Consider the following 14506-nt stretch of genomic DNA (forward strand, 5'->3'; position numbering starts at 1 on the left):
CCTGGCATAGCGAATATAGGTGATTTTATCTGTTGCACTAAGGGAAATGGCGATGGTCTGGTATTGAATATGGAGAATGTCAAAGAAACGAATGGCAATAGCTATCTGAAATGCTATAAAAATAAAACCTGTCTCCTATCCTGGTTGTAGGCCGTACAAAAATGTTGAGAAATATCAGCGTCAGGACATGCATTATTCTATTCATGGTATGTACGTTTCTTTTGGTGGATACTTTACAAATAGCTTTTCTGCACGACCTCCCTATTTTAATTACGTGTAATATCATTTATCTGATCTCGGCATTACTGCTTTGGTGGTATATGACCTGCTATCTGGTAGTGCCAATTAATACCGTGAAGAAAAGTATTGAAGAGGTCGCAGCAGGAAACTTGTCTATTTATATCTCCGAATTTGGCAATAATTGCGCCGGGCGACTCATCCCCGGGATTAATAGCCTGTCGGAGAATATTTCCGCGCTGGTACGTGAAATCAGATCCTCTTCGCAAACGGCAATGACCCTTTCCGAACAACTGGCGGCGCGCAGTCTGTCGCTATCCGTAAAGACGGAACAGCAGTCGGCCTCGCTAATTCAAACTGCCGCCAGTATGGATGAAATGGCGGCGAGTACCAAAAACAATGCGGATAATACCCGAATGGCGAGCATACAGGCGGATTGTGCAACCCAATGCGCCCGTAAAGGCGGTGAATTAATGGTGCGGGTTACAGAAAATATGCGTTCTATTACCGACTGTGCCTCGCAGATGACGGAGATTATATCATTGATTGACGGTATCGCATTCCAGACTAATATTCTGGCGCTTAACGCGGCGGTAGAGGCTGCGCGGGCGGGCGATCATGGAAAAGGTTTCTCCGTGGTGGCTGGGGAAGTGCGTAATCTGGCGCATCGTAGCGCCGAGGCGGCAAAAAATATCAAGGCGCTGATCGACGTTACGCATGACAATGTGCGGCAGGGGGCCGCCATAGTGCAGGAGGCTGAAAAAAATATGCAGGAGATTGTTGGCGGTTCCGGGCAATTAAACGTGCTGATGAGTGAAATTTCCACCACCACGCGGGAGCAGGAAAAAGGCATTAACCAGATAACACTGGCGTTGAGCGATCTGGAAAGCGCAACCCATAGCAATGTCTTAATGGTTGAAGCGCTATCTGCTTCTTCGGATGTTTTAAAGGCGCAGGTGATCGAGTTACAGACTAAAACCGACAAATTTCGTTTAAGCCAGCCGGGTTACAGTGAACATGCGCTGTCGCGCTCTCATGTATCACCTCTTTCGACCATCACCAGGCGCGGCCAGGCCTGATAATACATGTTTGGTAAGCGCCTGTTGCTAAGGCGCTTTTTTCGCACGTTCCCGTAATTCTTTTTGCGCAATGAGAAAATGAGAGATTGCTTAACCTTTCCCGAAAGCTAGACTAACGGCATCAGAGTTGTAACGTGGAGGCGCTGTGGAAGCCATTAAGGGATCGGATGTGAACGTGCCGGATGCCGTTTTCGCATGGCTACTGGATGGTCGTGGTGGAGTAAAACCGCTCGAAGATAATGATGTGATCGATAGTCAGCATCCCTGTTGGCTACATCTTAATTATACCCACCCGGACAGCGCCCGCTGGTTGGCTTCAACGCCTTTACTCCCCAATAACGTGCGTGATGCGCTGGCTGGTGAAAGCTCGCGCCCGCGCGTAAGTCGTATGGGGGAAGGGACGCTCATTACGCTGCGCTGTATTAATGGCAGTACTGACGAACGCCCGGATCAATTAGTGGCAATGCGTTTATATATGGACGAGCGATTCATTGTGTCTACCCGTCAGCGAAAGGTTCTGGCGCTGGACGATGTGGTCAGTGATTTGCAGGAGGGCACCGGGCCCGTAGATTGCGGCGGCTGGTTAGTGGATGTGTGCGATGCGTTAACCGATCACGCCAGTGAATTTATTGAAGAGCTACACGATAAAATTATCGATCTGGAAGATAATCTTCTCGACCAGCAAATCCCACCGCGCGGTTTCCTCGCATTGCTACGTAAACAGCTAATTGTTATGCGCCGCTATATGGCGCCGCAGCGCGACGTCTATGCCCGGCTTGCGAGTGAACGGCTGCCGTGGATGAGCGACGATCACCGGCGCAGAATGCAGGATATCGCCGACAGGCTGGGAAGGGGGTTGGATGAAATTGACGCTTGTATCGCGCGTACTGGCATCATGGCGGATGAAATTGCCCAGGTGATGCAGGAGTCTCTGGCGCGCAGAACTTATACCATGTCGCTTATGGCGATGGTTTTTCTGCCCAGCACCTTCTTAACGGGGTTATTTGGCGTTAACCTGGGCGGTATTCCCGGCGGCGGATGGCGGTTCGGCTTTTCTCTGTTTTGTATTCTGTTAGTTGTCCTGATCGGTGGTGTTACTTTATGGTTGCATCGCAGTAAATGGTTGTAACAAAAGCGCTTTTCAGACCATTTCGGGTGAAAAAACGCCGAGAAATTTGAGCGAAGTCAATAAACCATCTACCTATTCGGGGCAATATCTCTCTCGCAGGTGAATGCAACGTCAAGCGATGGGCGTTGCGCTCCATATTGTCTTACTTCCTTTTTTGAATTACTGCATAGCACAATTGATTCGTACGACGCCGACTTAGATTAGTCGGCTTTTTTTTGCCTGTAGACTATCTGCGTCTACCCTTTAAGAGTCTGAATGACATTCTGGAGGGTAATATGAGCTGTCTTTTGACCTTATTATATCTACACTCGTCCTTGTCGGACCCGATTCCCACTGACCCTGTTCCCATTCCTGAGCCGCTTCCCCGTCCTCAGCCGATGCCCGACCCGCCGCCGGACGAAGAACCGATTAAAATGTCGCATCAAACGCGCGGATCTGCGAGGATACGCGCCTGCTGACTATGAGTCGTTACCGCGAGAGTAAATTGTGACCGCTTTTTCAACCCTGAATGTTTTGCCCGCCGCCCAGCTCAATAACCTTACTGAGCTGGGCTATCTTGAGATGACGCCTGTTCAGGCCGCAGCATTACCCGTCATTCTGGCGGGAAATGATGTGCGTGTGCAGGCCAGGACCGGTAGCGGCAAAACGGCGGCGTTTGGTCTTGGGCTCTTGCATCGAATTGATGTCACTCTGTTCCAGACACAGGCGTTAGTGCTTTGTCCGACGCGGGAGCTGGCGGATCAGGTAGCCGGGGAGTTACGTCGCCTGGCCCGTTTTCTGCCAAATACCAAAATTCTGACCTTGTGTGGCGGGCAACCCTTTGGCGCACAGCGCGACTCGCTTCAGCACGCTCCGCATATCATTGTCGCGACGCCGGGGCGCCTGCTGGATCATTTACAAAAAGAAACCGTATCGCTGGATGCGCTGCATATTCTGGTAATGGATGAAGCAGACCGAATGCTGGACATGGGATTCAGTGACGCCATTGATGAGGTGATCCGCTTTGCGCCTGCGACGCGCCAGACGTTGTTGTTTTCAGCAACCTGGCCTGAGGCCATCGCGGCGATTAGCGGTCGTGTACAGCAGCAGCCAATACGTATTGAAATCGATACGGTAGATGCGCTACCGGCTATCGAACAACAGTTCTTCGAAACGTCTGCGCATGAAAAAATTTCGCTGCTACAAACGTTGCTTAGCCAGCATCAGCCAGCGTCCTGCGTGGTGTTTTGCAATACCAAAAAAGATTGTCAGGCCGTTTGTGATGCGCTTAATGCGGTAGGACAAAGCGCGTTGGCGCTCCACGGCGATCTGGAACAACGCGACCGCGACCAGACGTTGGTGCGTTTTGCAAATGGTAGCGCGCGCATTCTGGTTGCCACCGACGTTGCCGCGCGAGGATTAGACATTAAATCGCTCGAACTGGTGGTTAACTATGAACTGGCCTGGGACCCGGAGGTGCATGTCCACCGTATTGGCCGTACGGCGCGCGCGGGAAGTAGCGGTCTGGCGATCAGTTTCTGCGCGCCGGAAGAGGCGCAGCGGGCAAATATTCTTTCAGAAATGCTGCAACTCAAACTGAACTGGCTGAATGCGCCCGCCCGGCAGTCGTTGCTTCCTCTGGCCGCAGAGATGGCTACCCTATGTATTGACGGCGGCAAAAAAGCGAAAATGCGTCCGGGAGATATTTTAGGCGCGCTGACCGGCGATATTGGATTAGACGGGGCGGATATCGGCAAAATTAATGTGCATCCAATGCACGTTTACGTCGCCGTACGTCAAGCAGTAGCGCAAAAAGCCTGGAAGCAGTTGCAAAACGGGAAGATCAAAGGCAAGTCATGCCGGGTACGACTATTAAAATGATCGATAGTATGGCGTCTCAGCGGAGTGCTGAGACGCCTGCAGATTATTTCACTTCGATAACATCAAGCCGCAACGCCTCTAAGGCGGTGTCATCTTCTTCCGGCTGCCAGCCAGCGGGCTGCAAGGGAATCTCTTCACGATCGAACGCTAAATCGCCGCCGTCGACGACCTCGGAACCGTGAGTGATCCCTTTGAAATCGAACAGGTTAGTGTCACAAAGGTGAGACGGCACGACATTCTGCATGGCGCTAAACATCGTCTCGATCCGTCCAGGATAGCGCTTATCCCAGTCGCGTAGCATGTCGGCAATCACCTGGCGTTGCAGGTTGGGTTGCGAACCGCACAGATTACAAGGAATGATAGGAAAGGCTTTGGCCTCAGCAAAACGGACAATATCTTTCTCGCGGCAGTAAGCCAGCGGGCGGATCACAATATGTTTGCCGTCATCGCTCATCAGCTTCGGCGGCATCCCTTTCATTTTTCCGCCATAGAACATATTCAGAAACAGGGTTTGCAGAATATCGTCGCGATGGTGGCCCAGGGCGATTTTGGTCGCGCCTAATTCAGTCGCCGTACGATACAGGATACCCCGACGCAAACGCGAGCACAGCGAGCAGGTGGTTTTTCCTTCCGGAATCTTCTCTTTCACAATGCCGTAGGTGTTTTCTTCGACGATTTTATATTCTACGCCCAGCTGCTCAAGGTAGGCTGGCAGGATATGCTCCGGAAAACCTGGCTGCTTTTGATCGAGGTTGACGGCGACCAGTGAAAAATTGATCGGGGCGCTTTGCTGCAAATTACGTAAAATTTCCAGCATCGTATAGCTATCTTTGCCGCCAGAAAGGCAAACCATAATGCGATCGCCTTCTTCAATCATATTAAAATCGGCAATCGCTTCGCCAACGTTACGGCGCAGGCGCTTTTGCAACTTGTTGAGGTTGTATTGCTCTTTTTTTGTATTCTTTTGAATTTCTTGCATTATTTCAGTTCTCTGGTACTAAATGGGGCGAACTTTGCAACTACGATAACCGCGCATTCAACATCGCTACTTGTTCGTCGTTCATGTCATCAATCTACATACCGTAAATTTCATACACCATCTGCGCAGTTTCATGCCCCATTTGGCTGGCGATAAATGCCGGGTTCGCTCCTGCCGTCAACAGCCAGCAGGCAAAAGTATGTCGCGTATGGTACGGATTACGGCGACGAATGCCAGCACGTTTTAATAGAGATAGTACCTTCGGATATTGTCAACTGTATACATCATGCAGCCAGGTCCGTTAAGAAGTGACGGGCTCAACTGAAATTCAGGCGCTGCTGCGTCCTGATGATGGTACGTTTCAAGTGGTTTCGTGGAGTGAACCGGGACTGGTGTAAAATGATATTCGGCACACCCTTTTTGCTCTTTTATTGGTGATATAAAATAACGTATCAGTATTTTATTATCTAATAAGATAGTGCAGAGTGTTTAATTATCGTTGGGTAAGATCATTTTACCGTATACTATTTAAAATTTTCTTGTTTATTCTGGTGGTCGTATTGAATTAAAAATAGCCTGTATCATATGTACAGTTCAGACAAATTATTTGCGATGAGAATTGCTACCTGATATCTACACCTTATGAAGCATACCATAATTCTGGCTGGAGAACGTAATGCGTATAACAGTAAGTGATATATCAACCAGAGAATCACAGCAGACGGTACAGATACAAGCTATCAGAAGTTGGGATACCATACCGTACCTTTCAATGTTGGATGGACTTTATCAGGACGATATCTTTCATGAGCAAGTGTCTAATTTACCAGAAGAATATATTAAGCTGGATGAGATGGCCAAAGATGAAGAAAAGAACAGATTAAATATTTACGACTTCTTCTTTGAGTCAACACATGAAATTATATATGAAGATATTAAGTCAACATTGGATTTTTATTATTCAAATAGCGCAACCTTCCGTAGGTTGGTTAATTATAAAGTAGAGCGCAGTATCAATGACGATATAGATACCAATAAATGCGAGGTAAAGATATCTCTAAATTACAGTTACGAAAATATTGATGGGGGGCGAGGATATTTATCGCTTCCATTTGATAAGAACGGCTATCCAATTCCCCCTGACTTTCACAACTGTGTGAATGGAATCACATCAGAAAAATTGTTTTTAGATCTATTTCTAAAACATATATTGCACGATCATTTAAATGCAAACGGTGAAGTTACAAACGTTTACGCCAATGTTATTTATAAAGAGATTGATCCTGCTGCAATTGCACATACATCGTCGTGTTTTTCTCAGGTAACGATGAGTGGTGAACATGAGCTATTTAATGTAGATAGCGTAACTGTTCCACCTAAAAGTACTGAGCAAATTATATCTGAGGGAAAGGAAATTCAAAGGCAAATTTTCTTATCTTCCCATAGCAGCAATCATCTTCAGCCAGTAACCATTCATAAAATGGACAGGAGTATTAAAAACATTGCAGTAACTGGTTTGTTATTATCATCAAGATTAGCAGTAACATCTGGTGATTATAGGATAAAAAATGGTAATTCAGAAGGTGAGAATAATTTTTTACCCGTTAAAGAATTACAGAGATATGAAAGGGCTCTCCCGGAGGATCATCCTGCCCCAACTACGGAGCCTAACCTGGCAGGTAAGGTGTTAGATGGCCTATTTGAACACTTTACATCTATGGCGGGAGGACGCCTTATCTCAATACTCAAACTACTGGTAAAAGAACAAGAGGCAAATAGTTATAAAAGAGGCTATCATGAATTACTTGCGTTTTCTCAAACTGGGCAGTGGACGCATGATGGAAGAGCTATTGCCGCTGAATATATGTTCAAAGGTCTTTTAGTTCATTTAAGTGATCGTCTCATTGTTCTCGGTGAGGGAAGTTTCATTTCTGTTCTATCTTTTGTAAGAGAAAATATTCAACATCAATATAAAATATATGAGCTAATGGCGCGTGATATGCTGGTTCATCCTATGCATTTCAGTACTGAGCCTGAACCACTCATGATAGACAGGCCTTTATGGACAAGGGAAAGCCACTATGCGAAAGTCCTGTATGAAAAGTTTCCTGCTATTTCTGGTTCAAGCTTTGACGTTTTCTATGGTAAGGATGCTATTATTACAGCATTAGAAATAGTATCTTTCAATAGACAAGAAAGAGGAAAGAGCGCTTTTAATAAAAAAAGGATGAATCATCTTTTTAAGCTGATTCAATTAGTGATACACCATTTATCCAGCAATGGTGGTGATAGAGTATTGCTTAGCCCTGAAGGCATAAAAAATAATTTTATTATTATGCGTAATATTATTTTTTGGTGTGCAAATATAACGGGGCCAATTAATGATGAAAAAATAGACACAATAGCAAGAAAAATTGTGGTTAATAATAAATTTACCAAAGGTGTTAAATCAACACTTCCCAAAAGTAACGATCCTTTAATATTGTTAATGAAAGCTGCGATCAATAAACAGCTAGACTGGGCGGAGAAATATTATCGAGCAGAGACTCATATGAAGGAACATATGCAGGAGTGTGATATCTTAGGACTAATGGATATCAACAAAATGGTGCAAGAGGTCGTTGTTGGGCTTATTCACGAGATCAGTGATATTGCGCAAAGCAGTTGGCTGACATTAGAAGAACAACATGAGAGACAGGCTCAGGCTCTCGAATCGTTCAAGGAGAAGCTTTCCTCCATGAATGGCGGGCAAGAATTCGTTTATGCATTTAATAAGATTATTCAGGAGGGGTTGGGAGGATTAATTGAGCTGAGCTTTGATCTTGATGATACTATACATCATCGCACAACTTCCTCATTAAGTCCGGCTGCAAGGGCAGGACTTCACCTCTTAGGAACGGTCTGGAATATTGTAATGGGTCTTGTCCCTGGTTTTAACGCTCTGGCTGGTACCAGCAGTATTCTTAACCGGGCTGTTGTGGAAAACTCTGCGGATGTATGTGGTTACGTACAGGATATTGTACGTATCGGTATGGAGGCTGTTCCTGTTGCTGGAGCGAAGTTCACAGAAAGAGCGGCAAATGCAAAGTATACGGGCCTCCGATTTGTTGAAGATAAAATACAAAGAGGTGTAATACGAGCGCCGATTCAAAAGGGGAGTAATTATAAATCTATAGAGTCAATAGAAAATACAGATTTTATTTATCAAAAGAGTGGTCAGAAAGTTCTTGAGTTAGGTCCGGCGGGAAACGATGGGCTCTATCGCGCTACCGGTTTTGATAAACAAACGTATGGTTATTACAAACCGTCAGGAGAAGGCTTTTACAGAAAGCAAGCCTCATATCCACCGCTGTCATCGGAAGCGCCTAATACGATAAAATATGGCGACAGAGAGCTCGTTTTAACTAAAGAACCCGGTTCAGAAACGTATCGGGCAACCTATTCGGATAGCGGAAAAGATTCAGCTATGACATTTTACCGATCTTCTGATGGAAGATTTTATCAAGCGTCAGGGCTGAAAGGTGGGGGGCTTATTCGCCATATTGATAAGCCTTATTCAGAGTTAAGAGAAGGAGACGCGGGTTATGATGAAGAGCTTCTGGATATTACGGATGATTCCCCCTTACTGGAAGATATACTGGCCTCTCTGTCAGAAGATTTATACCCTACATCAGAAGAAAATGTACAAAGTATTTATAAGAAATACCGGAGTGGGGATGTAGCAGCAGGGGAGACTGAAGTTGTATTATGCCGAGGTACAATAGGTCCGCAGGCTGAAAATATTGTTAGTTTTAAAACAGCAGGCGGTATTGAGGGGGGCGATGTAGAGGTATTGCCTGTCTCTGCTAAAATAGCCCAAGAGCAGGTTCGAAGTGGAAGAATCGTACCTGAATATACCACGGAACTTAGTGTTGCAGACAGGTTCAGCAGGGAGCATTTTCTTATTATCGTTAAGGTAAAAGTCAGATATCTTACACGAGGTAGTGTCAGCGAAAGCGGCTGGGTTATGCCAAAAAACACACCAGTGGACCCTGTTGGTATAATTGACAGGACATATGGTAAAGCAGAAAATACGGGGCAGGCAAACGCTTCTAAGTAATCATAAATCCTGAACAAGTTTATTGTTTTTATCTCTTGTGTATGAAAGATTGCTTTTATACTTTAAATAATTCGACTTGCAGGAAGGCGGCAAGCGAGCGGATCCCCAGGAGCTTACTCAAGCAAGTGACTGGGGTAAGGGAACGCAGCCGCAGCACATGCAACCTGAAGTATGTTATGGCGAGATACGCAACGGGTCAAAAGCGTCTTTATTCTGTCATCCGTATTAATTAAGATGTCACCACGACCCGAAAAATATCGGAACGAAGAGATGTATGACTAAAGAAGCTGTAATCTTTCTATTTATCGCCATCGTGGTAGAAGTTATCGCCACGATCTCATTAAAATTATCGGATAGTTTTACGCGTCTGGTACCGAGCCTCGTTACCATCATCGGATATTGTATCGCGTTCTGGTGCCTTACCATCCCAATGCGAACCATCCCTGCTGGTATCATTTATGCCATTTGGTCTGGGGTAGGGATTGTTCTTATTGGATTGATAGGATGGTTGTTTCTTGGCCAAAAACTGGATGTGCCGGCTATTATTGGCATGTTGCTTATCATCTGCGGCGTAATCGTAATCAATCTGTTTTCAAAAAGCGTCAGTCACTAGGCGATGATGATGGTTGATTTGAGCCCGCACTCTCTTATGCGGGCTCGAGTATTTAGCGCACCACCAGTACGGAGCATTCCGCATGACGCACAACGGCTGCGGCGTTGGAACCCAACAGATAGGTAGTAATATCCGGACGATGCGAGGCGATAATCACCATATCGGCCGGTAATTTTTTTGCCATTTCCAGAATCTTATCTTTAGGAGAGCCTTCTGCCACGTGCGCCTGCACGCGGTCCGCGGGAAGGTTGAATTTCTTGATAATCGCTTCCAGTTGAGATTTGGCTTCGGCTTTCAAATCGTCCATTGCGGGGAGCTCTGCTGAATAAGCCAGTCCCAGTGAAGCGTAATAGGGCAAAGACGGGATTACAGTCAAAAAGTGCACTTTAGCGTCGTCAATCTTTGCTTCGGCTTCAACATGTGAAATCACGCGTTGAGTTAATTCTGAATCTGAAATATCGATGGGTACAAGAATCGTTCTGTTCATAAAACCTCCTGTTTAAGTATCCACTGAAATTCTACTCCCTAAAGGCACTTTATGTACAATGACATACGTCACATTTTAGGTGCTGCTCCACGATACTCTGCGGGGACTACCAACAGGGGAGGACGGCGTAATATTAAGCGCATTCCCCGTAAATAATCAGCGAGTTGACGTTAAAACGTTATTTCTGCCTTGTCAGGAAAGACCTAAAAAGAGATGTTACCGTTTAATTCAATAATTAATGAAATAATTCGCAGTGAAATAGATATAATTTATACGAATGCTTTTGGGAGTATTATACGAAATAAAAATTATACAATATCATTCGGTTACGATATTCTACGCCTGTTATATGCCTTTATTGTCACATATTCATTTTGTCGCTGGGCCATTGCGTTAACCTTTGCTTTCCAGCGTATAAATTGACAAGCCCGAACGAATGTTCGGGCTTTTTTTGTTTCCAGGTTAATCCTTAGAATATTTTTTAATCTGCGCCGGGTTTTTCCGCTTTTCCTGCCAGCAAGGCAAGAAAGTCATAGCGTTTTTGCAAATCCAATGCGGCATCTCGCCATAATTGTTCAGCTACTTCAGGCTGTTGCGCATTCAGGCGACGGAAACGCTGTTCATTAAGCAACGTTTCCGCAAGCGCATCTGACGGTGGCCGAGAGTCCAGAGCCAGCGGCGGCTTGCCTTCATCCGCGCGGCGGGGATCAAAGCGGTATAACGGCCAGAAACCGGTCGCCGTTAACTGGCGCATCTGGTCATGGCTTAGCGCCAGATCGTAACCATGTTCCTCACAGGGGCTATAGGCAATGATCAGCGACGGTCCTGGCCAGGCTTCGGCCTCCTGGATGGCTTTCACCGTCTGGTTTAACTGCGCGCCCAGCGAAATTTGCGCGACATAAACATGACCATACATCATCATGCTGACGCCAAGATCTTTACGGGCTTTACGCTTGCCATGTTCGCCAAACTTAGTGACGGCGCCAAGCGGCGTCGCCTTCGACGCCTGGCCGCCAGTATTGGAATAACACTGCGTATCCAGAACCAGAATATTGACATTCTCCGTCAGGCTTAACACATGGTCTAAACCGCCAAAGCCGATGTCGTATGCCCAACCATCGCCGCCAATCAGCCAGATTGATTTTTCTACCAGCGCATCAGCATCCTTTAACAGTTCCTCTGCGCCCGCAACCGATTTCAGATGTTGGCGTAATGCGGCGACCTGCTCACGCCGAACGTCAGGCGTTGCTTCGGCATGCAGCGCATCGTTTAATTCCGCCGGAATGCGATCGGCGAATTGCGCCAGTAAACGCATGACGCGCGCCCGGTGCTGATCCACGCTCAGACGGAAACCGAGACCAAATTCCGCGTTATCTTCAAATAACGAATTCGCCCATGCCGGGCCGCGTCCGTTGGCATCGGTGGTATAAGGCGTTGAGGGTAAGTTACCGCCGTAAATAGAGGAACACCCCGTGGCGTTAGCGATTAACATTCTGTCGCCATATAACTGAGTCAGCAGTTTAATATACGGCGTTTCACCGCAGCCGGAACAGGCGCCGGAATATTCAAACAGCGGCGTAATAAGCTGCGATGTGCGGATATCAATTCGTTCCAGTTTGCTGCGATCGATTTCCGGTAAGTCGAGGAAAAAGTCATAATTCACTTTCTCTTCTTCCACATGCTCAAGGCGCGACATCATGTTAATCGCCTTGATCTGTGGATTTTGCCGATCTTTAGCCGGGCAGACCTCTACGCATAAATTACAGCCAGTACAGTCTTCCGGCGCGACCTGCAGCACATATTTCTGGCCGCGCATATCGCGGGACTTCACGTCCAGCGAATGCAGACTGGCTGGCGCGTTCTCCATCGCCTGCGGGGAAACGACTTTTGCACGAATCGCCGAGTGAGGGCAGGCGGCGACGCAGTGATTACATTGTGTACACAGTTCCTCTTTCCAGACAGGAATCTCTTCGGCGATATTGCGTTTTTCCCAGCGGGTGGTGCCCATTGGCCATGTTCCGTCCGGCGGCAGCGCGGAAACAGGCAGTGCGTCGCCAAGGCCCGCCAACATTGCGGCGGTAACGGTTTTCACGAAATCCGGCGCGGCGTCGGAGACGACCGGCGGGCGATGCGCACTGTGCGGATTAACCGCCTGCAACGGCACTTCCGCCAGCGATTCCTGCGCCAGAGCCAATGCCTGCCAGTTACGCTCAACCAGATCCTGACCTTTGCTGCTATAGCTTTTGGCAATCGCGCCCTGCAGCTCAACCAGGGCGCTATCGCCCGGAAGAATATGCGTCAGGTGGAAGAAAGCCATTTGCATGACGGTATTGATGCGGGCGCCAAGTCCACATTCGCGGGCGATTTTCGCCGCGTTAACCACGTAAAAACGCGCCTTTTTCTGATTCAACACCGCCTGAACTTCTTGCGGCAGACGCGACCAGACCTCGTCGGCGCTGTACGGCGTATTAAGCAGAAAGATACCGCCGGGCTTTAGACGCTCCGCCATCTGATATTTATCGATAAACTGTAATTGATGGCAGCCGACAAAATCCGCCTGAGCAATTAAGTAAGCGGAACGAATGGGTTTTTCGCTGACGCGCAGGTGCGATACCGTGAGCCCGCCAGCTTTTTTAGAGTCATAAACGAAATAACCTTGCGCATACCACGGCGTAGAATTACCGATAATTTTAATATTATTTTTCGTGGCGGATACGCTGCCGTCGCTTCCCAGGCCGTAAAATAACGCTTCAAGTTTAGCGCTGCCGGGCAGGGTATTTTCCGGTAATGGCAGCGAGAGGTTAGTAACGTCATCATAAATGCCCACCGTAAACCGTGGTTTGGGTTTCGCGCGGCTGAGTTCATTAAAGACCGCCAGTACGCACGCCGGGCCGAACTCTTTGGATGATAGCCCATAACGGCCGCCAATGGTGCGCGGCAACGTTTCGCGCTCGCCATTATTAAAGGCTTCCGCCAGTGCGGTCATCACGTCCAGATAAAGCGGCTCGGCCTGCGCGCCAGGCTCTTTGGTGCGATCCAGCACGGCGATAGCGCGAACGGTTTCCGGTAATGCCTGTAACAAATGTTTGGCGGAGAAGGGGCGGAACAGACGGACTTTCAGAACGCCGACCTTTTCTCCGCGTATCAGTAACTCGTCCACGACCTCTTCGCAGGTGCCGAGGGCGGAGCCCATCATAATGATGACGCGTTCAGCCTGGGGATGGCCATAATATTCAAATGGCTGGTACTGACGGCCCGTAGCGTCGCCAAATGCCTTCATCGCCTCTTCAACATGATCATAAACGGCGTTGTACCACGGGTTGGTCGCTTCGCGAGACTGGAAGTAGGTATCCGGATTCGCTGAAGTTCCACGAATCACCGGATGTTCCGGATTCAGCGCGCGGGCGCGGTGAGCGTCGATCTCCGCCTGCGGCATCAGGTTCAGAATGGTTTCATCCGTTAGCGGTATAATTTTGTTGATTTCATGCGATGTGCGGAAGCCATCAAAAAAATGAATAAACGGAACGCGGCTTTTCAGCGTAGCTCTGTGCGCGATCAGCGCAAAATCCTGCGCTTCCTGAACGCTGGCGGCGCATAACATCGCGCAGCCTGTCTGGCGGACCGCCATCACATCGGAATGGTCGCCAAAAATAGAAAGCGCGTGTGTGGCGACGGTGCGTGCGGCAACGTGCAGTACAAACGGCGTGAGCTGCCCCGCCAGTTTATACAGCGTTGGAATCATCAGCAGCAGCCCCTGCGATGATGTAAATGACGTAGAAAGCGAACCGGTTTGTAACGCACCGTGAACGGCGGCGATCGCGCCGCCTTCCGACTGCATCTCTACCACACGCGGCGTATCGCCCCAGACATTTTTAAGCCCATTACTGGCCCAGGCATCCGCTTGTTCAGCCATTGTTGAACTGGGCGTAATCGGGTAAATGGCGATAACCTCGCTGGTACGGAACGCCACCGACGCTACCGCGCCATTACCGTCAATTGTTTGCATATGACACCCTTACATTG

General features: G+C 47.9%; 9 protein-coding genes and 1 pseudogene. 6 read left to right on the forward strand and 4 right to left on the reverse strand.

The features are described from left to right. The first annotated feature begins 161 nt into the window (after positions 1-161). From NA330_RS00545 to dbpA, 4 genes are all read left to right on the forward strand, one after another. A complete protein-coding gene (locus tag NA330_RS00545; RefSeq protein ID WP_023242337.1) occupies positions 162-1316 on the forward strand; it encodes a methyl-accepting chemotaxis protein in 1155 nt (384 codons plus the stop codon). A 145-nt stretch (positions 1317-1461) separates the two neighbouring features. Further along, on the forward strand, positions 1462-2445 hold the full coding sequence (gene zntB, locus NA330_RS00550; RefSeq protein ID WP_000387373.1) for a zinc transporter ZntB: 984 nt from the start codon (positions 1462-1464) through the stop codon (positions 2443-2445). Positions 2446-2720: 275 nt separating this feature from the next. Beyond that, positions 2721-2903, forward strand: coding sequence for a proline-rich small protein YnaL (gene ynaL, locus NA330_RS00555; RefSeq protein ID WP_015405931.1), 183 nt, complete (start codon positions 2721-2723; stop codon positions 2901-2903). Between the two features lie 28 nt (positions 2904-2931). After that, positions 2932-4305 carry an ATP-dependent RNA helicase DbpA gene (dbpA, locus tag NA330_RS00560; RefSeq protein WP_000123688.1) on the forward strand — a complete coding sequence of 458 codons (1374 nt, stop codon included), beginning with the start codon at positions 2932-2934 and terminating at the stop codon, positions 4303-4305. 43 nt (positions 4306-4348) lie between these two features. Here the strand turns inward: dbpA and ttcA are convergent, their stop codons facing one another. Both ttcA and NA330_RS00570 read right to left on the reverse strand, forming a co-directional pair. Further along, a complete protein-coding gene (gene ttcA / locus NA330_RS00565; RefSeq protein ID WP_001156217.1) occupies positions 4349-5284 on the reverse strand; it encodes a tRNA 2-thiocytidine(32) synthetase TtcA in 936 nt (311 codons plus the stop codon). A 94-nt stretch (positions 5285-5378) separates the two neighbouring features. Then, a pseudogene (locus tag NA330_RS00570) lies at positions 5379-5531 on the reverse strand (tyrosine-type recombinase/integrase); the annotation flags it as partial. A 429-nt stretch (positions 5532-5960) separates the two neighbouring features. On the opposite strand from NA330_RS00570, the gene NA330_RS00575 reads away from it, so the two are divergent. Both NA330_RS00575 and NA330_RS00580 read left to right on the forward strand, forming a co-directional pair. Further along, positions 5961-9383 carry a DUF4765 family protein gene (locus tag NA330_RS00575; protein WP_023242336.1) on the forward strand — a complete coding sequence of 1141 codons (3423 nt, stop codon included), beginning with the start codon at positions 5961-5963 and terminating at the stop codon, positions 9381-9383. Between the two features lie 274 nt (positions 9384-9657). Then, positions 9658-9996, forward strand: a complete 339-nt coding sequence (locus NA330_RS00580; protein ID WP_000159242.1) for an SMR family transporter — start codon at positions 9658-9660, stop codon at positions 9994-9996. A gap of 52 nt (positions 9997-10048) precedes the next feature. On the opposite strand, the gene uspF is transcribed toward NA330_RS00580, so the two are convergent. Further along, positions 10049-10483, reverse strand: coding sequence for a universal stress protein UspF (uspF, locus tag NA330_RS00585; RefSeq protein WP_001082296.1), 435 nt, complete (start codon positions 10481-10483; stop codon positions 10049-10051). A gap of 481 nt (positions 10484-10964) precedes the next feature. After that, positions 10965-14489, reverse strand: coding sequence for a pyruvate:ferredoxin (flavodoxin) oxidoreductase (gene nifJ, locus NA330_RS00590; RefSeq protein WP_023242335.1), 3525 nt, complete (start codon positions 14487-14489; stop codon positions 10965-10967). Positions 14490-14506: the final 17 nt, after the last annotated feature.

Origin of the sequence: Salmonella sp. NW722 (assembly GCF_051702785.1) — a bacterium.
GTDB classification, from domain to species: Bacteria; Pseudomonadota; Gammaproteobacteria; order Enterobacterales; family Enterobacteriaceae; genus Salmonella; species Salmonella enterica.